The 24,435-nt window shown below is 70.2% G+C and carries 24 protein-coding genes; 11 read left to right on the top strand and 13 right to left on the bottom strand.

Annotated elements, in window-relative coordinates; translation table 11 throughout:
- Positions 1-5 precede the first annotated feature (5 nt).
- Positions 6-1,496, bottom strand: a complete 1,491-nt coding sequence (locus tag LWC35_RS19095) for an alpha/beta hydrolase-fold protein (protein WP_232871510.1) — start codon at positions 1,494-1,496, stop codon at positions 6-8.
- 157 nt (positions 1,497-1,653) lie between these two features.
- Between LWC35_RS19095 and LWC35_RS19090 the strand changes: the two genes are divergently transcribed.
- The 6 genes from LWC35_RS19090 to LWC35_RS19065 are packed head-to-tail and all read left to right on the top strand — an operon-like array spanning position 1,654 to position 7,567.
- Positions 1,654-2,622, top strand: coding sequence for an NADPH:quinone oxidoreductase family protein (locus LWC35_RS19090; protein ID WP_232871509.1), 969 nt, complete (start codon positions 1,654-1,656; stop codon positions 2,620-2,622).
- A 27-nt stretch (positions 2,623-2,649) separates the two neighbouring features.
- A complete protein-coding gene (locus tag LWC35_RS19085; RefSeq protein ID WP_232871508.1) occupies positions 2,650-3,663 on the top strand; it encodes an LLM class flavin-dependent oxidoreductase in 1,014 nt (337 codons plus the stop codon).
- Positions 3,660-5,219, top strand: coding sequence for an AMP-binding protein (locus tag LWC35_RS19080; protein ID WP_232871507.1), 1,560 nt, complete (start codon positions 3,660-3,662; stop codon positions 5,217-5,219). The genes LWC35_RS19085 and LWC35_RS19080 overlap by 4 nt, the downstream gene beginning before the upstream one ends.
- Before the next feature lie 28 nt (positions 5,220-5,247).
- Positions 5,248-5,652 (top strand): nuclear transport factor 2 family protein, encoded by a 405-nt coding sequence (locus tag LWC35_RS19075; protein WP_232871506.1) that lies wholly within the window; start codon positions 5,248-5,250, stop codon positions 5,650-5,652.
- The gene (locus tag LWC35_RS19070) at positions 5,649-6,830 is read left to right on the top strand and encodes a thiolase family protein (protein WP_232871505.1); all 1,182 of its coding nucleotides are present in this window, start codon (positions 5,649-5,651) and stop codon (positions 6,828-6,830) included. The genes LWC35_RS19075 and LWC35_RS19070 overlap by 4 nt, the downstream gene beginning before the upstream one ends.
- A complete protein-coding gene (locus tag LWC35_RS19065; RefSeq protein WP_232871504.1) occupies positions 6,827-7,567 on the top strand; it encodes an enoyl-CoA hydratase/isomerase family protein in 741 nt (246 codons plus the stop codon). The genes LWC35_RS19070 and LWC35_RS19065 overlap by 4 nt, the downstream gene beginning before the upstream one ends.
- Positions 7,568-7,625: 58 nt before the next feature.
- On the opposite strand, the gene LWC35_RS19060 is transcribed toward LWC35_RS19065, so the two are convergent.
- The 5 genes from LWC35_RS19060 to LWC35_RS19040 are packed head-to-tail and all read right to left on the bottom strand — an operon-like array spanning position 7,626 to position 11,808.
- Complete coding sequence (locus tag LWC35_RS19060) at positions 7,626-8,450, bottom strand: SDR family oxidoreductase (RefSeq protein ID WP_308194591.1); 825 nt, start codon at positions 8,448-8,450, stop codon at positions 7,626-7,628.
- A 52-nt stretch (positions 8,451-8,502) separates the two neighbouring features.
- On the bottom strand, positions 8,503-9,075 hold the full coding sequence (locus tag LWC35_RS19055) for a TetR/AcrR family transcriptional regulator (protein ID WP_232871503.1): 573 nt from the start codon (positions 9,073-9,075) through the stop codon (positions 8,503-8,505).
- A 4-nt stretch (positions 9,076-9,079) separates the two neighbouring features.
- Positions 9,080-10,201: a CaiB/BaiF CoA transferase family protein gene (locus LWC35_RS19050; protein ID WP_232871502.1), complete on the bottom strand. Its 1,122-nt coding sequence runs from the start codon at positions 10,199-10,201 to the stop codon at positions 9,080-9,082.
- Positions 10,198-10,983, bottom strand: coding sequence for an SDR family NAD(P)-dependent oxidoreductase (locus LWC35_RS19045; RefSeq protein WP_232871501.1), 786 nt, complete (start codon positions 10,981-10,983; stop codon positions 10,198-10,200). Before LWC35_RS19045 ends, LWC35_RS19050 begins: the two co-directional genes overlap by 4 nt.
- A 12-nt stretch (positions 10,984-10,995) precedes the next feature.
- On the bottom strand, positions 10,996-11,808 hold the full coding sequence (locus LWC35_RS19040; protein ID WP_232871500.1) for an enoyl-CoA hydratase/isomerase family protein: 813 nt from the start codon (positions 11,806-11,808) through the stop codon (positions 10,996-10,998).
- Between the two features lie 130 nt (positions 11,809-11,938).
- Between LWC35_RS19040 and LWC35_RS19035 the strand changes: the two genes are divergently transcribed.
- The 4 genes from LWC35_RS19035 (at position 11,939) to LWC35_RS19020 (ending at position 15,294) form a co-directional block, all read left to right on the top strand.
- Positions 11,939-13,510: an AMP-binding protein gene (locus tag LWC35_RS19035; RefSeq protein ID WP_232871499.1), complete on the top strand. Its 1,572-nt coding sequence runs from the start codon at positions 11,939-11,941 to the stop codon at positions 13,508-13,510.
- A 16-nt stretch (positions 13,511-13,526) separates the two neighbouring features.
- Entirely contained in the window at positions 13,527-14,687 is a 1,161-nt protein-coding gene (locus LWC35_RS19030; protein ID WP_232871498.1) for an acyl-CoA dehydrogenase family protein, read from the top strand.
- An 80-nt stretch (positions 14,688-14,767) separates the two neighbouring features.
- On the top strand, positions 14,768-15,028 hold the full coding sequence (locus LWC35_RS19025) for a hypothetical protein (RefSeq protein ID WP_232871497.1): 261 nt from the start codon (positions 14,768-14,770) through the stop codon (positions 15,026-15,028).
- A complete protein-coding gene (locus LWC35_RS19020; RefSeq protein WP_232871496.1) occupies positions 15,022-15,294 on the top strand; it encodes a winged helix-turn-helix transcriptional regulator in 273 nt (90 codons plus the stop codon). The genes LWC35_RS19025 and LWC35_RS19020 overlap by 7 nt, the downstream gene beginning before the upstream one ends.
- On the opposite strand, the gene LWC35_RS40990 is transcribed toward LWC35_RS19020, so the two are convergent.
- Complete coding sequence (locus tag LWC35_RS40990; RefSeq protein WP_372463066.1) at positions 15,186-15,434, bottom strand: transposase; 249 nt, start codon at positions 15,432-15,434, stop codon at positions 15,186-15,188. The genes LWC35_RS19020 and LWC35_RS40990 overlap by 109 nt on opposite strands.
- A 539-nt stretch (positions 15,435-15,973) precedes the next feature.
- Here LWC35_RS40990 and LWC35_RS19015 point away from each other — a divergent pair.
- On the top strand, positions 15,974-16,396 hold the full coding sequence (locus LWC35_RS19015) for an IS3 family transposase (RefSeq protein ID WP_232871495.1): 423 nt from the start codon (positions 15,974-15,976) through the stop codon (positions 16,394-16,396).
- A 608-nt stretch (positions 16,397-17,004) separates the two neighbouring features.
- Here LWC35_RS19015 and LWC35_RS19010 read toward each other — a convergent pair.
- The 6 genes from LWC35_RS19010 to LWC35_RS18985 form a co-directional block, all read right to left on the bottom strand.
- Positions 17,005-18,327, bottom strand: coding sequence for an MFS transporter (locus LWC35_RS19010; protein WP_232871494.1), 1,323 nt, complete (start codon positions 18,325-18,327; stop codon positions 17,005-17,007).
- A gap of 759 nt (positions 18,328-19,086) precedes the next feature.
- Positions 19,087-20,373: an LLM class flavin-dependent oxidoreductase gene (locus LWC35_RS19005; protein WP_232871493.1), complete on the bottom strand. Its 1,287-nt coding sequence runs from the start codon at positions 20,371-20,373 to the stop codon at positions 19,087-19,089.
- 102 nt (positions 20,374-20,475) lie between these two features.
- Complete coding sequence (locus LWC35_RS19000; RefSeq protein ID WP_232871492.1) at positions 20,476-21,420, bottom strand: acetamidase/formamidase family protein; 945 nt, start codon at positions 21,418-21,420, stop codon at positions 20,476-20,478.
- Complete coding sequence (locus LWC35_RS18995; RefSeq protein ID WP_232871491.1) at positions 21,417-22,151, bottom strand: IclR family transcriptional regulator; 735 nt, start codon at positions 22,149-22,151, stop codon at positions 21,417-21,419. The genes LWC35_RS19000 and LWC35_RS18995 overlap by 4 nt, the downstream gene beginning before the upstream one ends.
- A gap of 28 nt (positions 22,152-22,179) precedes the next feature.
- Positions 22,180-22,527 carry a cupin domain-containing protein gene (locus tag LWC35_RS18990; protein ID WP_232871490.1) on the bottom strand — a complete coding sequence of 116 codons (348 nt, stop codon included), beginning with the start codon at positions 22,525-22,527 and terminating at the stop codon, positions 22,180-22,182.
- 3 nt (positions 22,528-22,530) lie between these two features.
- Positions 22,531-24,000: an amidase gene (locus tag LWC35_RS18985; RefSeq protein WP_232871489.1), complete on the bottom strand. Its 1,470-nt coding sequence runs from the start codon at positions 23,998-24,000 to the stop codon at positions 22,531-22,533.
- Positions 24,001-24,435: the final 435 nt, after the last annotated feature.

Genomic DNA, 24,435 nt, shown 5'->3' with positions numbered 1-24,435 from the left:
CGATGTCAGGAGACGGTCACCGTGCTCGGGTCTGCGGTGGAGGAGAGCGTCAGGGTGACGCGGCCGTTCGCATCGGCCCGGACCTCCTGGTCGGCGTTCCTGCCGGCCTGCTCGACACGAACCCGGTACGTCTCGCCCGGAGCGAAGGTCGGCGGGGTGGTGATCGTCGTCCGGCCCGGGCCGGCGACGACCATCCGCCGGCCCAGGGCGTCGACCTCGGTCAGCTCGAGGAACGCGTCCTGCTGGCGGGCGGCGGCGAAGTGGTAGCCCCAGACGGAGAAGTCCGGCAAGGCGCTGCGGTAAGAGAACACGTCGGGCGCGGCGACCGGGGCGGCGAAGGTGCTGTTGGCCTGGGGGACGACGTGCTGGGCGAACATGTCGGCGTTGTTCGCACCGTGGGTTCCCGCGGTGCGCTTGGTGGTGAACGGGATATTCTTCGCCGCCAGGTCGGCCACGGCGATGTCCCGGCTGTGCGCGAGCACAGTCTCGACGAAGACGCCGGACGGGGTCGATACCGGGGAGAACCTGCCCTGGCAGTACTTCTGGGTGAGCTCCACCGGGTTCAGGCAGCCGCTGCCGCTCGTCAGCAGGAAGGACATGGGCACGCCCCGCAGGTTGGTGGCGATGTCCTTCGGGTTGAACTGGGCCCACCACACCGGATCGGTGAGGTGGGTGCCGTAGCCCTGGTCGCGGTAGTAGCCGAGGGGTTCGGTGATGGTGGTGTTCAGGTCCGGCTCGGTGACGTCGTAGGCACCGCTGATGTAGCCGATGAAGGAGTAGTCATCAGGGTGGATCATGCCCTGCAGCGCCGCTGCGATCCCGCCCATGGAGAAGCCCATGACGCCGCGGCCCGAGCGATCTGACCGGAAGCCGAACAGCGCCTCAGCCAGCGGGTAGAGCTCGCGGTGAAGGAAGGAGTCCGCCGGCAGCGTCTTGGCCGTCACCGGCTTCACGTTGGGCAGGAGGTCGTTGCGCCCGTCGATCCACAGGCACGTCTGGCAGACGGAGTACTCCGGGCTGGTGTCCGGCGAGACGATCGCGAACCGCATCGCGCCGAGCTGCGACGGAATGTCGGACAGGTTGTCCTGCACGTAGCCACCACCGCACCCGAGCATGCGCGCGACTGTGTCGGCCCCGAGCACGGGGTCCAGCGCACAGTTGTCGAGCGGCGAGAGCACCGTTCCATGCAGGGCGTAGACCACGGGTGTCGCCGCCCCGTCGCGCCGGTAGCCGTCCGGGAGGTAGACGGTGTTGACCATCCGCCGCTTCAGGAGCGGGCTGTCGAAGGACAGGTGAAGGATCTGCGGCTGCGCCGGGTCGATCGGCTCGACCGTCACGTTCCACCCCGAGTAGGGCGCGGGGAGAGCTCCCGGGGGCACCCCCTCGTCCTCCGCTGCCGACGCCTGCCCCACTCCCACGAGGCTGACCACAGCGAGCAGCAGTGCCGAAGCCGCGATCACCGCGCGCCTGCCCCACCAGCCGGACGTTCTCCTCATCGAGTTCCGGTCTCCTTCCGCCCGCCTTCAGGTGGGCATAGTTGCTTGCTTGGTCAGTAACGATTTACCGCCGCACGAGGTGACGCGCGATTCAGGCACAATCTTGACTTACCGATTAGTTATCCCGCATGCTCGGGGAGACGACGGGAGACTCGCGGTGCGTGCAGTTCAGGTTGTGGGGTTCCACGGGCCGGCGGCCGTCCGCTGCCGCGATGTCGCCGATCCGGCCGCCGGGCCGGAGGACGTGGTGATCGAGGTGCGGGCGGCGGGGGTGGCGTTCCCCGATGTGCTGCACACGCGCGGGCTCTACCAGCATCGGGTCGAGCCGCCGTTCACGCTCGGCGGCGAGTGCGCCGGGATCGTCCGCAGCGCCCCTCCGTCGTCCGGGCTGGAACCGGGGGACCGGGTGGTCGCGCTGATGCGGATCGGGGCGTTCGCCGAGTTGGTGGCCGTCCCGGCGCACCTGGTCCTGTCGCTGCCGGACGTGCTGGGCTTCGCCGAAGGCGCCTGTCTGCCCACCAACTACCTCACTGCGCACTTCGCGCTGCACGAGCGCGGTGGGCTGCAGCCCGGCGAGACCGTGCTGGTGCACGGTGCGAGCGGCGGGGTGGGCAGCGCGACGGTGCAGCTGGCGGCCGCGCACGGGGCCCGGGTCATCGCCGTTACCTCCACGCCGGAGAAGGGTGAGCTCGCCCGCAAGCTCGGGGCGGACCAGGTGGTCGACGCCGCCGACTTCCGGTCCCAGGTCGCCGAGCTCACGAGCGGCCGCGGGGTCGACGTGCTGGTCGACCCGGTCGGCGGCAATCGCTTCACCGACTCCCTGCGCTGCCTGCACCCCCGGGGCGGCCGACTGCTCGTCGTCGGGTTCACCGCGGGGCAGATCCCGACGGTGAAGGTCAACCGGCTCCTGCTGACCAACACCGACGTCCGCGGGGTCGGGTGGGGCGGCCCCGCGTTCACGGTGCCCGGTTTCGTCGCCGGCCAGTGGGCCGACCTCGTGCCCCAGATCCGGCGGGGCGCGGTGGCTCCCGTGGTGGGCGGGATGTTCCCACTGCAGCAGGCGGCCGATGCCCTGGCCGTCGTCGACGAACGGCGGGCACTCGGCAAGGTCGTCGTCCAACCCTGACATCGGAGGCACACCATGCGCTTCGGCGTGTCCGTCGCTTACTGGCCCTGGTTCACCTACGACGAGCAGGTCGCGCTGGCGCGCTCGGCGGACGGGCTCGGGTTCGACTCGGTGTGGGTCGCCGAGGGGTACGGGCAGGAGGCGGTCGCACTCCTGGGCGCGCTCTCCGCGGTGACCGAGCAGATCCGGCTCGGCACCGGGATCCTGCAGATCCCGGCCCGGCAGCCGGCGGCAGCGGCCACCGCCGCCGCAACCCTCGACCGGATCTCGGGCGGGCGCGTCCTGCTGGGCCTCGGGCTGTCCGGGCCCCAGGTGTCCGAGGGCTGGTACGGGGTCCCGTTCACCGCACCCTTGCGGCGTACCCGCGAGTACGTCGAGATCATCCGGCTGGCGTGCAGCGGAGATCGGCTGTCCTACCAGGGCCGCGAGTGGACGATCCCGACCAGGGGAGGTCTCGGGCTCGGCAAGGAGCTCAAGATGCTCGGCGGCGGTCCCGTCCAGCAGCGGATCCCGATCTACCTGGGAGTGAGCGGGCCCCGCACCGTGGAACAGTGCGGCGAGATCGCCGACGGATGGCTGCCGTTCCTGTTCAGCCCGGACCACGCCGACATGCTCGTCGAGCCCCTGCTGCGGGGGCTGGCCAAGGCCGGGCGGAACCGGGCCGAGATGACAATCGCCCCCACCGTGCCGGCGGCGCTCCACGCCGACCTAGACGTCGCACACGACCTGGTCCGGCCCATGATCGCGCTCTACCTGGGCGGCATGGGCGCCAAGGACAAGAACTTCTACACCGAGCTCGCCGTGCGCTACGGCCACGCCGCCAGTGCCCTCGCCTGCCAGGAGCGGTTCCTGGCCGGCGACCGGACGGGCGCCGAGGCCGCCCTGACTCCCGAGCTGATCGACCTGGTGTCGCTCGCGGCCACCCCAGCGACGCTGGAGAAGAAGCTCGCCGCATACGAGTCCGCAGGAGTCGACACCATGATCGTGGCGCCGTTCGGCGACCGGGCCGCCCTGCTCGAGGCACTGGCGAGCACGCGATGAGTCCCGCCGCGTCGGAGGGCGCTCTCTACGCCGACCTGATCGTGGAGGCCTTCGAGCGTCACGGCGACCGGGAGGCCTTCGTCCACGGGGACCGCCGGCTGACCTACGCCGAGGCGAAGGACTTCACCGCCCGCCTCGTGCAGGTGCTGGCCCGGCACGGGGTCGGACGGGGCTCGGCGGTCGCGGCGCTCAGCCCGAACGCGCCCGAGGCCTGGCTGCTCCAGGCCGCCGCGTACCTGGTGGGGGCCTCGTTCAGCGGGCTGCACCCGTTGGGTTCAGTCGACGACCACGTCCGACTCTGCGACGACGCCGGGGTGGCGCTGCTCCTCGTCCACCCGCGCTTCGCCGAGGTCGGGGCCGCGGTCAGCGAGCGCGCGCCGAGCGTGCACACGGTGCTGACCATCGGTCCCTCGGAGCTCGGCCGCGACGTCCGGGAGGCCTGTGCTGCCGAGAGCGGCGGGCGCCTGGTCCGGGACCCGGCGATCGAGCCCGAGGACACCGCGTGGCTGCAGTACACCGGCGGCACCACGGGGCGACCCAAGGGCGTCATGCTCCCGCAGCGGGCCCTCACCCAGCAGGCGTTGTCCTGGCTGGCCTCGTACGGCGTGCCCGAGCAGCCGCGCTACCTCGCCGCGGCGCCGATCACCCACGCCGCGGTGCTCCCGCTGCTGCCGACCCTGTTGCGCGGCGGGTGCGTGGTGCTGCACGAGGCCTTCGACCCCGAGGCCTTCCTGCGGACGGTGCAGGACGAGCACATCAGCTACGCCTTCGGCGTGCCGACGATGCTCGGTGCCCTCGTGGAGACCGCCCGGCACGGCACGTACGACCTCGGCGCGCTGCGCACCTTCGCCTACGGGGCGGCGCCCGCCTCCCCGGCCCTCGTCCAGGAGGCCCAGGAGGTCTTCGGCCCCGTGCTGCTGCAGGGGTACGGGCAGACCGAGTCGGGCGGTTTCATCTCCTCGCTGCGGCCCGACGAGCACATTCCCGGTCAACTGACCTCCTGCGGGCGCCCTGCGGTCGGGGTCCGGCTGCAGCTGCACGATGCCGAGGGCCGGGAGGTGCCGTCCGGCGAGCCGGGCGAGATCGTCCTGCGGTCCCGGGCGGTGATGACCGGGTACCTGCACCTGCCCGAGGAGACGGCGCAGGCCCTGCGGGGCGGCTGGCTGCACACCGGGGACATCGGGCGGTTCGACGAGCGCGGCTTCCTGCACATCGTCGACCGGGCGAAGGACATGGTGATCACCGGCGGCTTCAACGTCTACCCCCGCGAGGTCGAGGACGTCCTCACCGGGCATCCCGGCGTCGCCGGCGCCGCGGTGGTCGGGGTACCGGACGACCGCTGGGGCGAGGCGGTGCGTGCCTACGTCGTGCTGCGCCGGGAGGCGACCGCGACGGCGGACGAGCTGATCGCCCTCGTCCGGCGGCAGAAGGGGCCGGTCCACGCGCCCAAGTCCGTCGTCTTCGTCCCGGAGCTCCCGACGACGGCGGTCGGGAAGATCGACAAGAAGGTCCTGCGCGACCTGACCTGGGCCGGTCGGGACCGCCAGGTCAACTGAGCCCCCACCGACGAGAGGAACCACACCCATGGCCGACGAGCCGCTCACCGCATTCCTGGACGCGGTGCACAGCACAGACCCGGAGCGGATGCGGGAGGTGCTGGCCGCGGACGCGGTGCTGCACAGCCCGATCCTCGCCGACCCGATCGTCGGGGCGGGGCCCGTCGCCGGAGTGCTCGGGCTGATCGGCGGCATCGTCGACGACCTGGCCTTCGGCGAGGTCCTGGTCGGCGAGAACCACTCCGCGGTGCATCTCACCGGGAAGGTCGGCACCCAGCCGATCGAGGCCATCGACTACGTGGCGTTCGACGAGGCGGGTCGGGTCCGCTCCGTGACCGTCCTGGCCCGCCCGCTCGACGGCGTGGTCGCCCTGCAGAACCGCCTCGCCCCGACGCTCGGCACGCCGGCGCTGCCCCTGGTGGCCGCGGCATGAGGGACGTCGTCATCGCCGGGGTGGGCATGACCCGTTTCGGGCGCTTCCTCGACCGCACCTTCGCCTCGCTCGTCACCGAGGCCACCGGCGCGGCCCTCGCCGACGCCGGTGCCACCCCGGACGCTGCGCGGATCGTCTACTACAGCAACAGCGGCGCCGGGCTCATCCACGGCCAGGAGTCGGTCCGCGGGCAGCACGCCGTGCGCGGCAGCGGCCTGGAAGGCATCCCGCTGATCAATGTCGAGAACGCCTGCGCGTCCGGGTCCACGGCCGTCAACCAGGCGTGGCTGGCCGTCGCGGCGGGCCAGGTCGACGTCGCCGTCGCGATCGGCGCCGAGAAGCTCAACCACGTGGACAAGAGCCGGGCGTTCGCGGTGATGACCGCGGCCCTGGACCAGGACCGGCTCGACGAGATCAAGGCCGACCTCGGCGATGCCGGCACCGGCTCGGTGTTCATGGACATCTACGCCCGCTTCGCGCGCTGGTACCGCGAGCGGACCGACGCCACGCAGGCGGACTTCGCCCAGGTAGCGGTGAAGAACCACGCCCACGGCGCGCTGAACCCGAAGGCGCAGTACGGCGGCGTCCTCACCGTCGAGGAGGTGCTGGGCGCCCGCGCGATCAGCGGTGACCTGACGCTGCCGATGTGCGCGCCGATGTCCGACGGCGCCGCCGCCGCGGTGATCACCACGCCCGAGATCGCCGCCCGCTGGGGCGCGGAGCCGGTGCGGCTGCTGGCCACGGTGATCGGGGCGGCCCGCCCCGGCGTCTACGGCGAGCTCGTGCCGGACACCGCCCGCCGCGCCTACGCGATGGCCGGGCTGGGGCCCGAGGACCTCGACGTGGTGGAGTGCCACGACGCCGCCTCCCCCGCCGAGCTGATCGTCATGGAGGAGCTCGGGCTCTGCAAGCCGGGCGAGGCCCCGGCCCTGCTGCGCGACGGGACCACGACCCTCGGGGGCGCCCTGCCGATCAACCCCAGCGGGGGCCTCGGCAGCAAGGGGCATCCGGTCGGCGCGACCGGGCTCGGCCAGCTCGTGGAGCTCGTCGACCAGGTCCGCGGGCGGTGCGGGGCGCGGCAGGTCGAGGGAGCGCGCATCGGGCTCGCGGAGAACGCCGGGGGCTACATCGGTCCCGACGCCGCCGCCGCCTCGGTGACGATCGTGGGAGCGGCGTGAGCGTGCTGAGGGTCGAGCGGTCCGGGCCCGTCGCCCGGATCGTCCTCGCCCGCCCCGAGCGGCACAACGCGCAGGGTCCGCAGCTCTGGGCGGAGCTGCACGCCGCCGGTGCCCAGCTGTCCGCCGACCAAGACGTCCGGGCGGCCGTCCTCCTGGGCGAGGGGCCGTCGTTCAGCTCCGGGCTGGACCTGGCGGAGCTCGAACCCGGAGGGTTCCTGCACCGGGTCGCCGGAGCCGCCGACGCGGCGGCGCAGGCGTTGATCGCCGAGGCACAGCACGCCTTCGGGTGGATCGCAGAGGCACCGTTCCCGGTGGTCGCCGCCGTGCACGGGGTCGCGATCGGGGCCGGCCTGCAGCTCGCCCTGGCCTGTGACGTCCGCTTCGTGGCGGACGACGCGACGCTCGCCGTCGCCGAGGTCGGCCTCGGCGTGGTCCCGGACCTCGGGGCGACGGCCGACCTGCCGCGCCTGCTCGGGCTCGAGAAGGCCCTGGACCTGATCCTCACCGCCCGTGCCTTCACCGGCAAGGAGGCCGAGGAGCTCGGGCTGGCACTGCGGGCGGTGCCGGCCGAGGCGGTCGGGCCGGAGGCGACGGCCTACGCCGAGGCCCTGGCCCGCGCCCCGCGCACCGCGCTCGCGTGGGCGAAGGCCGCGACCCGGGAGCCGGACCGGGAGCGGAGCCTGCACCTGGCCGCCCTCGGCCAGCTGGGCTGCGTCCGCGCCAAGCTGGGGGTGTAGGCCGGCCTGCGGCCGCGGTGCCCTTCCCGCCGTGCGTGGGAGGGCACCGCGCCGCGGGTCAGCGGGGGTCGACGAAGAGGTCCAGCTCGAGCTCGTCCCCGTTGCTGTAGGGCGAGAGGTCGGTGATCCCGGCCTCGGCCAGGACGTCGACGTCGATGAACGTCTCGCCGGTCCGCTCCGCCGGCAGGCCGAGGACCGCGAGCGCGGCGTCGGCCATGATCTCCGGCGAGCGGGCCCGGGAGCCCGCCTCCTCGCCGCCGAGCAGGTTGACCACGGCGGCGGTGGCGATCGTGGTCTGCGGCCACAGGCAGTTCGCGGCGATGCCCTCGTCGGCGAACTCGGCCGCCCAGCCCAGCGTCAGCAGCGTCATGCCGTACTTGGACAGCATGTACGCGGGGAACTTGCCGAGCCAGTGCGGCGCGAGGTTGAGCGGCGGGGACAGGGTCAGCACGCGCGGCCGGTCGGACTTGCGCAGGTGCGGCACTGCGGCGCGGGTCAGCAGGAACGTCCCCCGCGAGTTGATCTGCTGCATGAGGTCGAACCGCTTGACCGGGAGCTCCTCGGTCCCCGACAGGTTCAGCGCGCTGGCGTTGTTCACGACGACGTCGACCCCGCCGAAGCGCTCGACGGCCGTGGCCACCGCCCGCTCGACGTCCTCCTCGACGCGGACGTCCCCGACCACCGCGACCGCCTGGCCGCCGGCCGCTTCGATCTCGGCCACGGCGGTGTGCACCGTGCCGGGCAGCCGGGGATCGGGCTGGTCGGTCTTGGCGAGCAGGACGGCGTTCGCACCCTGGCGGGCGGCCGCCACGGCGATGGCGAGGCCGATTCCCCGGCTGCCGCCGGACATGACGATCGTGCGGCCCGACAGGGCTGGTTTCACGGGTGTCTCCTGGAGGGATGGGTGCAGGTCGTGCGGGGCGCGCCGACAGCGGTCAACGGGTGAACAGGGCCCCGAGGACCCGCTCGATCTGCTGGGACAGCTCGGCAGGCTCGACCGGGCCCGCGGGGTCGTACCAACGGTAGAGGGTCGCGAGCATCGACAGCACGAGGTTGGCGGCGATCGTGGTGTCGATGGCGCTGTCCGGCGGGACGCAGTCGTCGAGCAGCACGCGGAAGTCCTTGGTGCGCTCGTGCGCCCAGGCGCGGAACGTGGCCCGTCCGTGCTCGGACAGCTCGACCTCCTCGCTGAACACGATGGCGTAGAAGGTCCGGTTGGCCGCCGCGGCCTCGATGTGCACGGCGATCATCCGGCGGAGCCGGGCCTCTGGCGACGCGGTGCTGTGCAGGACCTCGTCCAGGCCTGCGCCGAGGACCGTGGTGATCTCCTCGACCATCAGGTCGAGGAGCTGCTGCTTGCTCTTGGTGTACCTGTAGACCGTGGGCCGGGAGATCCCCGCGGCCTCGGCGATGTCGTCGATCGTCGCGTTCCGGTAGCCTTTGCGGCGGAACACCTCGGCCGCCGCCGCGACGAGTGCGGTGGTGTCGGTCGCCCGTTCCCGTGCCATAGCGCTAATACTGCCCGGTGAGTCTCGCCACGTTCGCGGCCACCGTCTTCTCGGCCACGCCCGCCTCGCGCAGCACCTCGGCGGTGTGCTCGCCGAGGGCGGGGACGGCGCTGCGCGGTCCGGGCGCCGACCCGTCGACGACGAGGGGCTGGCGCAGGTGGCGCAGGCCGCCGACCTCCTGCAGCAGCCCGCGGGCCTGAACGTGGGGGTCCGTGACGAGATCGGCGAGACCCTGCACCGCGGCGTAGGCGATCCCGGCCGCGGGCAGGACCTCCTCCCAGTGCGCCAGCGGCTCGGCCGCGATCCGCTCCGCGAGCAGCGCGCGGATCTCGTCGCGGCGGGCGATCCGCTCCGGGGCGCGGACCCCGCCGAGCGATCCGAGACCGAGGACGCCGCACAGCGCCTGCCAGAAGTGGTCCTCGAAGGCGATGGACAGCGAGATCCAGCGGCCGTCGGCGGTCGCGAACAACCCGTAGCCGGGGTCTCCGCCGAGGCCGTCCGGGGCCATCCCGTTCGCGACCGGCACGAGCCGGGTCGCCACGAACGACAGGAGCGCGTCGAACATCCCGACGTCGTAGTGCCCGCCCCTGCCGCTGTGCACGCGCCCGGCGAGCCCGGTCAGCGCGGCGACCGCGGAGAACAGGCCCGCGGCCACGTCGGCCAGTGCGACCCGGGGGACCACCGGGGCGTCCGGGTCGAGCAGGCCCGCCACCGCCTGGAACGACAGGTCGTGCACCGGCCGGTCCCGGTAGGGCCCGTGCTGCCCGAAGCCCGACACCGAGACGACGACCAGGCCCGGGTTCCGCTCGGCCAGCTCCGCCGGGTCGAGGCCCAGCCGGGTGAGCACACCGGGCCGGAACCCCTCCAGGAGCACGTCCGCCCCCTCGACCAGGGCCCGGCAGGCGTCGAACCCCTCCGTGGTCTTGAGGTCCAGCGCGACGGACCGCTTGCCGCGGTTGAGCGCGGCGTGGTGCCCGGGGAAGATCCGCGAGGGATCCCCGCCCTGCGGGCGCTCGACCTGCACGACGTCGGCGCCGAGGTCGCCGAGGATCAGCGTCGCGAACGGGCCCGGGTACTGCTCCGCGAGGCTGACGACGCGGTAGCCGGCCAGCGGGAGGCCGCTCACGGCGTGATCGCGTAGCCGCCGTTGACCGGGTAGGTCTGCCCGGTCACCCAGGCGGCCGCGTCGGAGGCGAGGAACAGCACGGCGTTGGCCGCGTCGGAGGGCTCGCCGAACCGGCGGATCACGTAGCTGCGCAGCATGGCGCGGGCCAGCTGCGGGTCGGCGATCACCGAGGCCACGCCGGGGGTGTTGATGGTGGACAGCGACACGCAGTTGACGGTGATGCCGTGCCGCCCCACGGACTTGGCCAGCCCGCGGGAGAAGCCGGCCGCACCGGCCTTCGCCCCGCCATAGACGGCGAGGTGGGGTTCACCGGTCCGGCCGGCGTCGGAGATGACGGAGACGATGCGGCCGTAGCCGCGCTCGACCATCCCGGGCAGCGCGGCGCGGCACGAGTTGAGGACGCCGAAGAAGTTGGTGGCGATCCAGGGCTCCCAGTCCTTGGGTCCGGTCTCCCAGAACGGCGGGTTGTGCGCCAGGGGGTCGTCGGCCGGTCCGGCGTTGCCGGCGTTGTTGACGAGCACGTCGACCGGCCCGAGCTCGGCGCTGCCGCGGGCGACCATCTCGGTGACCTCGTCGAGGTCGGTGACGTCGCAGCGCAGCCCGATCGCCTGGCCGCCGGCCTCGGTGATCTCCGCGGCGACCGCCTCGGCGCGGTCGAGGTGGAAGTCGTTCACCACGACGGCACCGCCGTGCCCGGCGATGTGCAGGGCGACCTGCCGCCCGACGCCCTGGCCTGCGCCGGTCACCAGCGCCACGCGCCCGGTCATGTCCAACACGTTCATTCGGGCTCTCTCCTATCGGCCGGGGAATTCGGGGGTGCGCTTCTCGGCGAAGGCGGTGATGCCCTCGCGCCAGTCCGCGCTGCGCTCGTGCAGGGCCGAGAGCTCGAGCTCGCGGGTGACGGCGACCGGCAGCGGGGTGTCCTGCGCCGCGTTGGCCAGGGTCTTCATCGCTGCGAGGCCGACCGGGCTGCGGCCGGCGATCACCGCGCAGAGCGCGTCGACGGCGGGAACCAGCTCGTCCGGCTCCACGACGTCGGCCAGCAGGTCGGTGCCGAGGAAGCGCTCGGCGGGATGGAGCTCGCCGGTGAACATGAGGTGCTTCGCCGTGGCGAGGCCCAGCCTGCGGACGAGCCGGACCGAGGCGCCGCCGCCGGGGATCTGCCCGTAGACGGCGTGGCCGTCGCCGATCTTCGCGGTGCGGGAGGCGACGGCGAGGTCGCAGGCCAGGACCAGCTCGAGGCCGCCGCCGACGGTCACGCCGTTGACCGCCGCGATCACCGGCTTGCGGAACGACTCGATCCGGTCGAAGACGAGGCGCCCGCGGCGCAGGAACTCGTTGGCCGCGCTGGCGGCGCCGGGCGGGACGGGGGCCTCGGCGAGGGACCGGGCGTAGGCGAGGTCGGCGCCGGCGCAGAAGGCCTTGCCCTCGGCGGCGAGCACGACCACCCGCACCTCGGGATCGGCGTCGGCGGCGTCGAGACCGGCGGTGAGCCCGTCGAGCACGTCCTGGTTGAGACCGTTGAACACCTCGGGCCGGTTGAGCCGCAGCCACAGCGCAGGGCCGCGGCGCTCCTGCAGCACCGCGCTGGTCAGGGTCGAAGTCATCGATCGTGCCTTCCGTCGGGGTGACTCCGGACCGAGGCTTGCATAATACTAACTGACAAGTCAAGATTGTGGCCCACACCGTCCCGAGGCGCCCGCCGCCCCCGGCGCAGCGCGGAGAGGGGAGAGCAACGTGGCTCCCGTTCCCGGTTCGTCAGCCCTCCCGCCGTTCGCGGTGGGACCCTCCTACACCGACGTGATCGTCGAGGCCCTGACGCGCTATCCGACGCGCGAGGCGTTCGTCCACGGCGACCGGCGGATGACCTACGCCGAGCTCGCCGACCTCGTCGGGCGCGTCGGGCAGGTGCTCGTCGACCACGGCGTCGGCCCGGGCGTCGGGGTCGCCGTCCTCGCCCCCAACGCGCCCGAGGTGTTCGTGGTGCAGGCGGCGGCCTTCCTCGCCGGCGCCCGCTACTCCGGGCTGCACCCGCTGGCCTCCGTCGACGACCACGTCGGTCTCTGCGAGGACGCGGAGATCGAGATGCTCGTCGTGCATCCCGCGTTCGCCGCGACGGCCGCGGAGGTGGCGAGCCGGGCAGGCTCGGTCAAGCACGTGCTCGGCATCGGGCCGTCCGAGGTCGGGCCGGACCTGCTCGCGCTCTGTGCGGCCACCGGGGCGCGCCGGCTGCGCGCGGCCGGGGTCGACGACGAGGCCACCACGTGGCTGCAGTACACGGGCGGGACGACGGGCCGGCCGAAGGGCGCGATGCTCTCGCACCGCGCCCTGGCCCAGCAGGTGCAGTCGCTCACGATCTCCTGGGGGCTTCCCGAGCGGCCCGTCTACCTGGCGTCCTCCCCGATCACCCACGTGGCGATGCTGCCCGTGGTGCCGGTCCTGGCCCGTGGTGGGACGGTCGTGCTGCAGCAGGGCTTCGACCCCGAGCGCTGGCTCGCGGCGGTCGAGGCCGAGCGGGTCAACTACGCGTTCGTCGTCCCCACGATGCTCTACACGATGCTCGACAAGGCCGATCCGGCCGCCCGGGACACGTCCTCGATCGAGACGCTGTGCTACGGCGCCGCCCCGATGACCCCGGCCCGGCTGGTGGAGGCGCAGGAGGCCTTCGGCCCGGTGATGATGCAGGTCTACGGGCAGACCGAGTGCATCGGCATGAGCACCAGCCTGCGCAAGGACGAGCACGACCCGGTGGGCAGGCCGGATCTGCTCACCTCCTGCGGGCGGGCGGCGGCGGGCGTGCGCGTCGAGATCATCGACGAGGCCGGCACCCCCCTGCCCGACGGCGAGGTCGGCGAGATCGGCGTCCGCACCCGCGCGGTGATGAGCGGGTACTGGAAGCGCGACCAGGAGACCGCCGAGGCGCTGCGCGACGGCTGGCTGCGCACCGGCGACGTGGGCGTTCGCGACGCGGGCGGCTTCTTCCACATCGTCGACCGCAAGAAGGACATGATCGTCACGGGCGGGTTCAACGTGTACCCCCGCGAGATCGAGGACGTCCTCACCGGGCACGAGTCCGTGTCGCAGGCCGCGGTCGTCGGGCTGCCGGACGAGAAGTGGGGCGAGGCGGTCACCGCCTTCGTCGTCCCCCGGCGCGGTGCGGAGATCGACGCGGCCGCGCTCACGGCCCTGGTGAAGGTCCGCAAGGGTGCCCACCAGGCGCCGAAGCGGGTGGAGGTGGTCACCGAGCTCCCAACCACCGGGGTCGGCAAGATCGACAAGAAGGCGCTGCGCGCGACCCACGCCCGCTGACCGCCGGGGACGACTCGTGCTGCACAACGCCTTCGTCCTCGACGAGGACCATCTCGCCTTCCGGGACACCGTGCGGGCCCTCGCCCGCACCGAGCTGCTCGACGGCTACCACGTACGGGCCGCGTCCACGGACTTCCCCCATCGGGAGCTGCGGACGCTCGCCGACGCGGGCCTCATCGACCTGACGCTCGCCGAGGAGCACGGCGGGCAGGGGGCCGACCTGCTGGCGCTGGCGCTGGCCTGCGAGGAGGTCGGCTACGCCGACCCCAACCTGGGCTACGTCCTCTTCGCGACCAACAGCCTGGTCTCGCTGCTGGCCGAGCAGCAGTCGGCGGCGATCCGGCGGTGGGTACGGCCGGTGGCGGTCGGCGAGGCGCTCGGCTGCTGGGCGGTGACCGAGCCGGGCACCGGCTCGGACGCCGCGGCGCTGCGGACCAAGGCGGTCCGGGTCGACGGCGGGTGGGTCCTGACCGGGGAGAAGACCTCGGTCACCCAGGCCCCGCACGCCGACATCGCGGTGGTCCTCGCCCAGACCGATCCGGCCCTCGGGGCGCGGGGGATCGGCTGCTTCCTCGTGGAGTGCGCCGATCCGTCCGTCAGCTCGCAGCGGTTCACCGATCCCGGCTTCAAACCGCTGGGCCGTGGATCGGTGACGATGGACGGCACCGTCGTCCCCGACGATCGCGTGCTCGCCGCTCCCGGCACGGGGTTCGGCCGGATCATGGCCGAGTTCGACCTCAGCCGCACCCTGATCGCGCTGACCTGTATCGGCGCGGCCCAGCGTGCGCTCGACGCGGCCTCGGCCTACGTCCGGGAACGGACGGCGTTCGGCCGGCCGCTGGCGGCGAACCAGGGCGTCTCCTTCCCGATCGCCGAGCACACCACCTACCTTGCCGCCGTCCGGGCGCTGGCCTACCAGACGATCGGGCTCCGGATGGCGGGCCTGCCGCACACCACCCAGGCCGCGATGCTCAAGTGGTGGGCCCCGCGGGTGGCTTTCGCCGCGATCCAGGAGGCCGTCGTCCTGCACGGCCAGGTCGGCTGGTCGGACGAGATGCCGCTGCAGTCCCTGCTGCGCGACGTCTCCGGCTACCAGATCGGCGACGGCACCCCGCAGATCCAGAAGATCATCATTGCCCGGGACGTCCTCGGCCGGGACCCCCGGCCCCGTCCGTGACCGTGAGGAGGCCCTCGACCCGCTGACCGGCACCACCCGCACCACCACCTGATTCCCCGTGCGAGCAAAGGAGCTCCACCGTGACCCTTCCCGCCGAGAGCGCCGAGCCGGACACCACGGCCGTCGCCGACCAGCTCGGCAGCGCCCCGACCGGCACCACCACCACCGTCAGCACCACCGGCCGCCGTCGGGCGGTCGTCGCGATCGCCGTCGGCAACCTGCTCGAGTGGTACGACTTCGCGGTCTACGCGACGCTCGCGAGCATCCTCGGGCCGCTGCCCAGCTTCCGCATCAGCTGGCATCGATCGCGCAGCAGACCGGGGTCCGGCTCGCCGTGCTGACTCTGCACGCCCTCGCCGACGGTCCATTGCGCTACACCCGGCTCCGGGCGAGCCTCGACGGAATCAGCGATCGCATGCTGTCGGCCACCCTGCGCACGCTCCTCGACGACGGGCTGCTCACGCGGACCGTCACCGACGACACCCCACCGCAGGTCAGCTACGCCCTCAGCCCGCTCGGTGCCGGTGCCGCAGCGGCCCTGGCGCCGCTGCTGAACTGGCTACGGGCCAACGCCGACGCCATCGAGACCCGGACCGACGACCGGTGACGTGGAGCGCTGGTCCGCAGGGTCCCCTCGTTGATGCCAAGTTCGCAGGCGACCTGAGCGATCGGCCGCGAAGCCTCGATTACCAGCCGGACAGCCTCATCCTTGAATTTAGGACTGAACTGTCGATACTTGCGGGACATGCCGTCACCTTTCGGATCAGAGCACTTTTTGGTGGTCATGGTCCGAGATCAACGGGGCGCCCTAAGGGGCATAGCTGGGCACCAAGCTCGTCGAGCGGTTCTGCACTGAACGTGGGAACCCGCGCGGTGGTCCCCGATCCCGGCGGCGCCCAGCCGCCGGACGGGAAGGCCCGTCGTCGGCTGATGCCGCCGCGTGGGGGCGGAGGACCCGTAGTAGTCCGAGACCGGGCAAGCCGGTCACATGGCGAAGGGGCCCAGCGGATTCGCAGGGAACGCGATGCCGCCGGAGGCCGCCGGTGAATATCGGCGCGTCGTGGCCCGACCTCGATGAGGCTCGGCTGCGGTACGGCGGATGCAGCGCAACCTGCACCGATGGGCGGCGGCCGAACACTCGGACCGTCGGTCTGATGATCTGTATAACCTTGTCTATGACCCGGCGTTCCTCGTAGTGGCGTGGGACCGGGTACGCCGCAATTCCGGAGCCCGGGCGCGGCCGGAGACCCCGGTCGCAGCATCTCGTGCACGCCGATACCCCCGGCATGGACGTGGGGGCCAAGACCGACAAGTTGGAACGACTCCGCAAGGAGAACGCGACGCTGCGGATGGAGCGGGACTTCGCAAAAATAGTAGGCGGTCTGGTTCGCGAAAGAACAGCCGTGAAGTACGCGGCGATCGCGGACTGGGCCGACGAAGGCGAGTACCCGGTCACGTTCATGTGCGCCCAGCTCGGCGTGGCCCGCCAGGGCTACTACCGGTGGCGCGCCGCCGGGCCGAGCGAACGCGAGCGCACCGACGCCGAGCTCTCCGATGCCATCCGAGGCATCCACCCCGACCGGCACGGGCACCCCGGCGTGCGGCGAGCCTGGGCCGAACTGGTCGTGCGCGGCTACCGGGTCGCCCGCAAGCGGGTCTGGCGCCTCATGCGGGCCGCCGACCTGCAACGACGCCACCCGAGGGCCTGACGACGCACGACCGTGGCAGGTCTGCGGCCCATCGACGCCCCGGACCTGATCGGGCGCGACTTCACCGCCGAGACCCCCGACACCCGCTGGTGCGGCGACATCTTCTACGTCGCGACGGTGGACGGCTGGGCCTCCATCGCGACCGTCATCGACCTGCACTCGCGCAAGTTTCTGAGGGACCTATCCGCGCCCTTTCTCGGCGCCGTTGTGAGGAGGGGCCAACGTGGAGCGCAGCGAAGCGAGGACGAACGATGTCGACTCCGACCATCAATGCGGTGCACACTCTCCGGCGGGATCGACTCAGGTTGGCACAAGGCTCTCACTTCCAGCCTGAACCCGTTCTCCGAAGGACCGATTCGTGCTTGTGCTCGCCGCCGTTGTAAGGAGGGGCGATGTGGGGCGCCGGCAGCGAAGCAGGGGCGAACGACGTTGACGCCGACAACCGCTCGGCGCGCGTTGACCTCGCGCGCACCGCGACCTGTCACCCAGCCGACCTGCACGGTCGTTCTCGACCTGATCGCGACGTCGTGGTCTGCTGGGGGCGCCGGTCCCGTCAGCGATCGTGCCGCCCCAGATCACCGTTTCGAACTCGGCCATGCCCTTCCGCTTCACCCGGCGACCGGATCTCCCAGCCCGTCCTCGGCGTCGGGTTGGCGAGACTCGTTCGCCGCCGTCGCGGGGCGCAGGCTCTCCCGCGCGCCCTCCCGGATGGTGGCGGTCGCGATCAGCGCGACGACCGCGCCGGCCATCGCATAGTAGGCCGGGCCCAGCGTGCTACCGGTCGTCGCGACCAGCCAGCCCGCGACGAAGTTCACCTGAGACGTGCCGAGCACGGACGCGAGGTTGAAACCGAGGGACACCCCGGTGAGGCGCACCTCCGTCGGGAACTGCTCGGTGTACGCGGCGAAGGACGCACCCATGACGACGCCCGCGGGGATGTTGAAGACGACCCCCGCGACGAGGGCCAGCGCGAAGCTTCCCTGCTGCATGAGCAGGAAGCACGGCAGCGAAAGGACCAGCGACCCGATGAACCCCGCGAAAAGCAACCGGCGTCGTCCGAACCGGTCGGACAGCGCGCCCGACAAAAGGGTGAACGGGATGAGGACCAGCGCCATCAGCACGCCGATCCAAATCGTGGCCGACAGCTTATAGCCTAGGGTGCCGTAGTGGACGACGGTGTAGGCGCCCACCCCGAGGCTCGCGATCGACCAGCCGAACGTGACCCCGAAGACCTTCAGGAACGCCGCTCGATGGTGCGTGAGCACAACGGCGATCGGCGCTTTCGCTCGGCGGCGCCCGGCGAGCATCTCCTGGAACAGCGGCGAGTCCTCAATCTTGAGCCGGTAGTACAGGGTCGCCAAGAGCAGGGGCAGCGCGAGCAGGAACGGGATCCGCCATCCCCAACTCGCCATCTGCTCCGCGCTGCACAGGCCGATCACCACGCCGACCGACGTCGCTGCCAGCCCGAGACCGAGGCTGATGCCGATGTTCGTGGCCGACCCGTGGAACCCGCGCTTGGCGTCGGGCGCGGATTCGGCGACGTAGGTCGCCGACCCCGGCGCCTCACCGCCGGCGGCGAAGCCCTGGATCAGCCGCAGCGCCGTGAGCAGGATCGGCGCGGCCGGACCGATAGCCTGGTACGTGGGCAGCAGCCCGACGGCGAGCGTCGCGACGCCCGTCATGCTAACCGTCACCAGCATGATCTTCCGGCGGCCGAGGCGGTCGCCGAGCACCCCGAACACGATGCCGCCCAGCGGCCGCGCCGCGAACCCTGCACCGTAGATGGCCAGGATCGTCAGGATTCCGGAACCGAACCCGTGGGTCGGCAGAAATATGGGCACCAGCGTCACCGCCAGATAGGCAAAGACGCTGTAGTCGTAGTACTCGACCGTCGTTCCTGCGGCGCCGGCGATCGCGGCGCGACGCGACATCCTGCGACGCTCATCGACACGAGAATCCATTGTTAACCTCTCTCGAAGCAGGGTCTGGGTCGTGCAGAACAACCTGGCCGGAGCCGGGCAGTCGGGTGTCACGAGCAGTGGGGCCCGTCAGCCACTAGACCCCGACTCGACCTCCCGAGGACTCTCCTGTCGCTGAGCTCCCGTCGGTTGGCCGACGTCGAAGCGTTCGATGTCGGGAAGGCGGGGCGACACGCCTCGCGGAAGGACCGTAGGAGGCACCGGGCGGCCCCGCCTCGGCGAGCAGGACGATCGCGAAGATCGTGAACCCGACGCTCGACAACGAGGTGACAGCCGCGAGCCAGCCGAAGAGGTACGGCCCAGGAACCTGCCGAACTGCCCGGTCCCGATCTGGACAGCGGCTAAGCCATTGGTTCCCACCTGTACGTAGTACGCTCGGAGGGAGGCCGCACAGGTTCGTGGGCACCGCCGCGATCGACGGACCGGGTCGGGCGGTAGTGAATTGAACCTGCCGTCCACGACAGCGACGTCCAGCGTGGACCTGTGCAAGGAAGCGCCTTAGCCGTGGGGCCGCGCTATCCGGTGGTGACACCGAACACACCGAGTTCAGGGTGAGGGCCGCTCTGATGGAGAACGTCACGCTCAGCCGCACGTCAAACCGCTAGACCGTGGTCGACGGCCGCGTCCAGGGCGGGAACAACACCGGGTCGGTGATCGCGCCTCCCATCGGTCCCGCGAGTACCGCTCGACCGGCGAGCCCCTAATAGGGCGTCAGCGCGCATCGGGCCGCTCCAGTCCGAGGTGGTCACGCAGCGTGCTGCCCTCGTAGTCGGTCCGGAACAGGCCGCGGCGTTGCAGGATGGGGATCACCTCGTCGACGAAGATCTCGATACCATCAGGGGTGTGCGCGGGCAACAGGTTGATCCCGTCGCAGGCCCCGTTCGTGAACCACTCCTGTAACGAGTCGGCGATCTGCTCAGGTGAGCCGACCAGGTTCCAGTGCCCGTTATGGGACAAACACACCTCGATCATCCGACGAAGGGTGGAGCCCGGGGCCAGGGCTAGGTCCTTGTACAGCTGCGGACGGCTCTGTCGGTCGATGAGCACCGACGTGTCCGCTGGCAACCGGTCTGGCGGGATCGACTCGTCGAGGTCCAGACCGGACAGGTCGATGTTCCCCATGTGCTTCTGCAAGGTCACCAGACCGTGGTCGAAGTCGATGAGGGAAAGCGCCTCCTCACGGATGCGATGCGCCTCTTCCTCCGTCGAGCCGATGTAGGGGCTGCAACCGGGCAGGATGGTCACCTGATCCGGGTTCCGGCCGACCGCAGCGATCCGCCGGTGCATGTCCCCGTAGAACTCCTGTGCCGACTCGATGTTTGGCGCCGCACCGAAGATCATCTCAGCATGGCGAGAGGCGAAGTCCCGCCCTGTTGCAGACGCTCCCGCCTGGACCAGGACTGGGTGACCCTGCGGAGAGCGGCTGATGTCCAGTGGGCCCTCGACGCTGAAGTACGCGCCCGAATGATTGATTGGGTGGACCTTGGTGTCGTCGACGAAGATCCCGGCCGCCTTATCCACAACTACGGCGTCGTCGGCCCAGGAATCCCAGAGCGCGGTAGCGACCTCGATGAACTCCTGCGCCCTGGCGTACCGATCCGGCTGGGCGGCCAACGGCACGCCGTAGTTCCGGGTCCCAAGGAACGAGGTAACGATGTTCCATCCCGCACGGCCACCACTGATGTGGTCGAGAGCCGCGAACTGCCTGGCCAGTGTGTATGGCTCGCTGTAGCTCGTAGAGGCCGTGCCCACCAACCCAATGTTGCTAGTCTGCGTCGCGAGCGCGGACAGCAGGACGATGGGCTCCAGCTTCGGTACCTGACGGGTCCGGAGGGCATCCATGTCAGCCTCGGGAGCATCGGCGATGAATAACGAATCGAGCTTGCCGCGTTCGGCAATCTGTGCGATCTTGACCCAGTAGTCCAAAGAAGCGAACTCCGCCGCCTTACTGACCTCTCGCCGCCAACTACCGAGGCTGTCCGGCTGCGTGATCGCCATCGAGATATGCATTGTCCGTTCAGTTGAAGGCATTCCCGATCTACCTCTCGTTTCTCGTCGTTGCGGTCTCACCGTGGGCCGCGGTTTGCGGCAGCTCAGGGGTCACTTTGTGCATTCTTCGTCTCGCGGTGCGGGAACGAGGCCCTGGTAAGCAAGCCACGCCGCTTCGGGCGCTAGGTGCCGGTCCAATCCCGCACCTAGAGAAATCGCCACGCTCGTCAGCGGGTTCACGAGCTGGCAGACCTTGATCTCGAGCATCAACGACGCGATGAGGTAGGCCTGATCTTCGCTCTCACCCAACGCTTCGCGAACTGCTGTGATCGCCACAGGAAGGACGGAGGCGATGGCGTCCTCGACGTTCGAGCCGATGCCAACTACCCAGCACCGTTCATTCGTCATGACCACAGGCTGCAGGAGCTGCCAAGAGGCGAGCTTGGTGGCGACGAGGTCGACTTCTGCTTCTACCTCGATACCAGTGCCGCACAGCTCGCCATCGCCGATCGCAGCGTGCACGTCGCCGCAGAACACTCCACCGCCGGGCACAGCGGCCGGTGCCCACAACATCGCCCCCGGACCGAGGAACGGCACATCAAGGTTGCCTCCATGGAGACCAAGAGTTCGTGGTGGCGCGGTCCTCGCCGGCAGCACACCCAAGGCTCCGAGATGAAGGCGCGACGGCACCGTCCGCGCGTTCGCGCCGCCGGTCGACAGCGTCTCCGTATTGAAGACGCGAACAGCCAGCCAACCGGGATTCCGAAAGCCGAGGCCAGGCCTCGTCCAGACATGACCGCGAGAGGAGGGACGCACGTCGACGACCGCAACGCCCACTGCGTCACCGATCCCGACACCGGCGATTCCGACCGGGCCGGCCACCGGAAAGAGGCGCGCAGGATCGATCGCGTCGTACGCGACGCCCGGGCGCAATTGGTTACCCGACGCGTCAGGGCTGCACAGCGAGAACACCTCGCCAGGCGACACCGTAACGACGTGCGGTGTGTCAGGCCCTACGGTGTACAAACAGTCGTCAATGATCTGACCGCCGCTCACAACGCCCCCCTCCCGCTCGCGACCGTCCCGAACATGGCGGCAGCCGCCGTCTTCATCGCCCTGACCCGATCGGCACGGTCTTCCGGTGTCCACGCCGTCGACGTGTTGGCGATCGCCGCAGCACCAAGGACGCGACCGCGGTCCATCAGGGGAACCGCGATCGCGGAGACGCCTATGTCAACTTCGTCGACGCTTAGAACGTAACCGTCCTCAAGAGCCTGAGTACGCAGCGCTCGCAGCACCGCGGGCGAGGTGTGCGTCGCGGAAGTGCGCGCCGTCAGCTCACCGCCGAGGTACTCCTCCAACTCATCGTCGTCGAGGTGCGCCAGGATGCACCTCGCAGCGGCGCCGATATGTAACGGCAAACGCCGGCCGATATGACAGTAGAACGCCAGGCTGGCACCAGCTCGAATCTTATCGACGAACACCACCTCAAATCCGTCTGCCTGGGCAACGGTGATTGTTTCGCCGAATTGCATGCCGACAGACCGAAAGGCGTTCCGCGCTTCGCCGCGCAAATCGAACGTGCTATACACCTGCGAGCTCAGCTCCATCACCTTAAGGGTCGCGACATATCCGCCGTGAAAGCCATTCACCCGCGCGTATCCGGTAGCGATCAAGGTATTTGCAATCCGATATGCGGTCGGCTGTGCGACCGAGAGCTCCCTCGCCAGTTCTTCTAGGGACACCGCCTGCGACGCCCGGCACAAGTATTCCAGAGCTTTCAGCACTCGCAGAGCGGACTGGACCACTGGCGCGTCAGGGGATCTCATGACGGACCTCCGCGATTGAGATCCCCCCGTCTCGGGTGATCACCGCGGGCCGGATCTCAACCAGAATGTTACGATATCGATCGGCGCCGAGGTTCGTCAGCGCATGCAGCTCACCTACCGGGTGCCACTCGAACGAATTGCCGGTGACATCCCGCTCCCGCGAGCCGTCGGCGTCTGCCACACCCAGATGACCGTCGGTCTGGTGCATAACCAGATAGGGCACCTCGTGCTGGTGCAACGGCAATTCCTCGCCGCCATCCAAGTCGACCTGCCAGACACGCACCTGTTCGTTCTCGAACAGCAGTTGGTTACCGACCGGGTGCAGCTCTTGCATTAGTCATTCACCTTCGGCTCGCGCGACTATTTCGGAATCGGAGAAGGTTGGGTCGCGATCGATCGCGAGTTGCATTGGTGGCCAGCGGTCGGCCCACGGCTGGAGGCGCTCGAAAGCTGCAGCCAGGGCTAAGACGGTGGCGTCCTCGTGCCGGCGTCCCACAATCTGAAGGCCGACAGGCAGACCCTGCGTGGTCTGCCCTGCCGGTACGGAGATTGCCGGCTGACCGGAGAAGTTGAATGGGTAACACGGCGCCCAGGCGAGATGGCCGACGTTGCGACCCGCGACCGCCGACGGATTCACTGCACCGAGCCCAAATGCCGGCAATCCGACCGTGGGCGTGAGGAGGAGATCGAACTCAGTGAAGAATTCGTTCAGAATTGCCACGTTTTGTTGCCGCAGTTTCACCGCCGCGACATAGTCGACCCCGCTGATCCCCTGGTGAGCCTCGGCGTACGCCACGAGCTCCGGGTCCATCAGCGCTTTCTGCTCCGCGGGGCGGCTTGCGTGACCGCCCGCCTGGGCCACGCCATAGAGGGTGTCGAGCAGCTCGCCTATCGAGTCCAGGTTCGGCGTAGCCTCTTCCACGGTCAGCACCAGGCCCGACAAGGCACGCACTGCTCGTGTGACGATCTCCAGCACCTCGTGCTCGACCGGTACGTCGGCGAGGTGTGCGGCCCAGGCGACCCGCAGGCCACTCGTCCCGGCCAACAGCGTGTCTTCACCGCGCGAGGGGTCGAGCGTCGACAGCGGATCGCGCCTGTCGTAGCCGCGGATCGCGCGGTACAGCAGGCCGCAATCGTCAACGGTGCGAGTCATTGGCCCGACGTGGGCCAGCAGTTCGCTGCCGCCAAGGGCGGGATAATGCGCCACATGCCCGAAGGTCGGCTTGAGACCAACGATGCCGCAGAAGCTTGCCGGAATGCGAATGGATCCGGCCCCATCAGACCCCACCGAGAGCGGCCCCATACCACCAGCGACCGCCGCGGCCGCACCACCACTCGATCCACCGGCCGTCATCGAGGTATCCCATGGGTTGCTGCACTCACCGTGCAACGGATTGTCGGTCGTCCCTCGCCAGGCGAACTCGGGCATGCTGGTGCGCCCAATAACGATTGCGCCAGCCGCGCGAAGTCGAAGCACCGTCGGCGAGTCGGCAGTGGCGATAAAGTCTTTCAACACGCGCGAACCCGAGGCGGCGACGTCGCCCTTATACCAAATATTGTCTTTGATCGACACAGGCAAACCGTGGAGAGGTCCGAGCGGTTCCCCCGCAACGATGGCAGCCTCCGCGGCCCTCGCCTGAGCCAGAGCGCGGTCAGCGTGCACGTCGACGTATGCGTTCAGCATGTAGTTGAACTGACTGATTCGCGTAACGACGGCCTCGACAACTTCTACCGGTGAAACCTCCCGGGCCCGAATCATCACGGCCAGCCGCGTTGCAGGAATCTGCCACAATTCTTCCGTGCCCATCTGGCTCCTTCCGTTGCTCAGTTCACTGCGGCGCAATGCGTCTCGGCCCGTGACGAGGCCACTGGTCGCGATCACCTAAGTCGTCAAGGTGCGCTTCGCCGAACACGCCCCCGGCGTCCCGATTCCGCGTCGCTCGGTGCAGAGAGACTGGTTACCTGAAGCTGCCGCCTCAGCGGGTCTAGCGGTAGTCGACGGAGCGACTGACGGCCTCCTACGCGGTCGAAGCGGTCACTAGAGCGACAGCTAATCCAGTGTCCCGCAACTTTCATCTAGTGAAAGTTAACTTACGTATTGGTAGACTACGCATGTCCCGGTCAGGACGTCAACGGCTTGGTTGGCCACCCAATAAGATTGTGTGCGGACACAACTTCTAGCCCCGGCTCTTCACGAGTGAGCGGCGGTTAGGTGACCCCGAAAGAAGAAAGTGCCTCGTGA

It is taken from the genome of Pseudonocardia kujensis, from assembly GCF_021283305.1.
Lineage (GTDB): Bacteria > Actinomycetota > Actinomycetes > Mycobacteriales > Pseudonocardiaceae > Pseudonocardia > Pseudonocardia kujensis.
The sequence above is the reverse complement of the archived record's forward strand: the minus strand, read 5'-3'. Positions and strand labels throughout refer to the sequence as shown.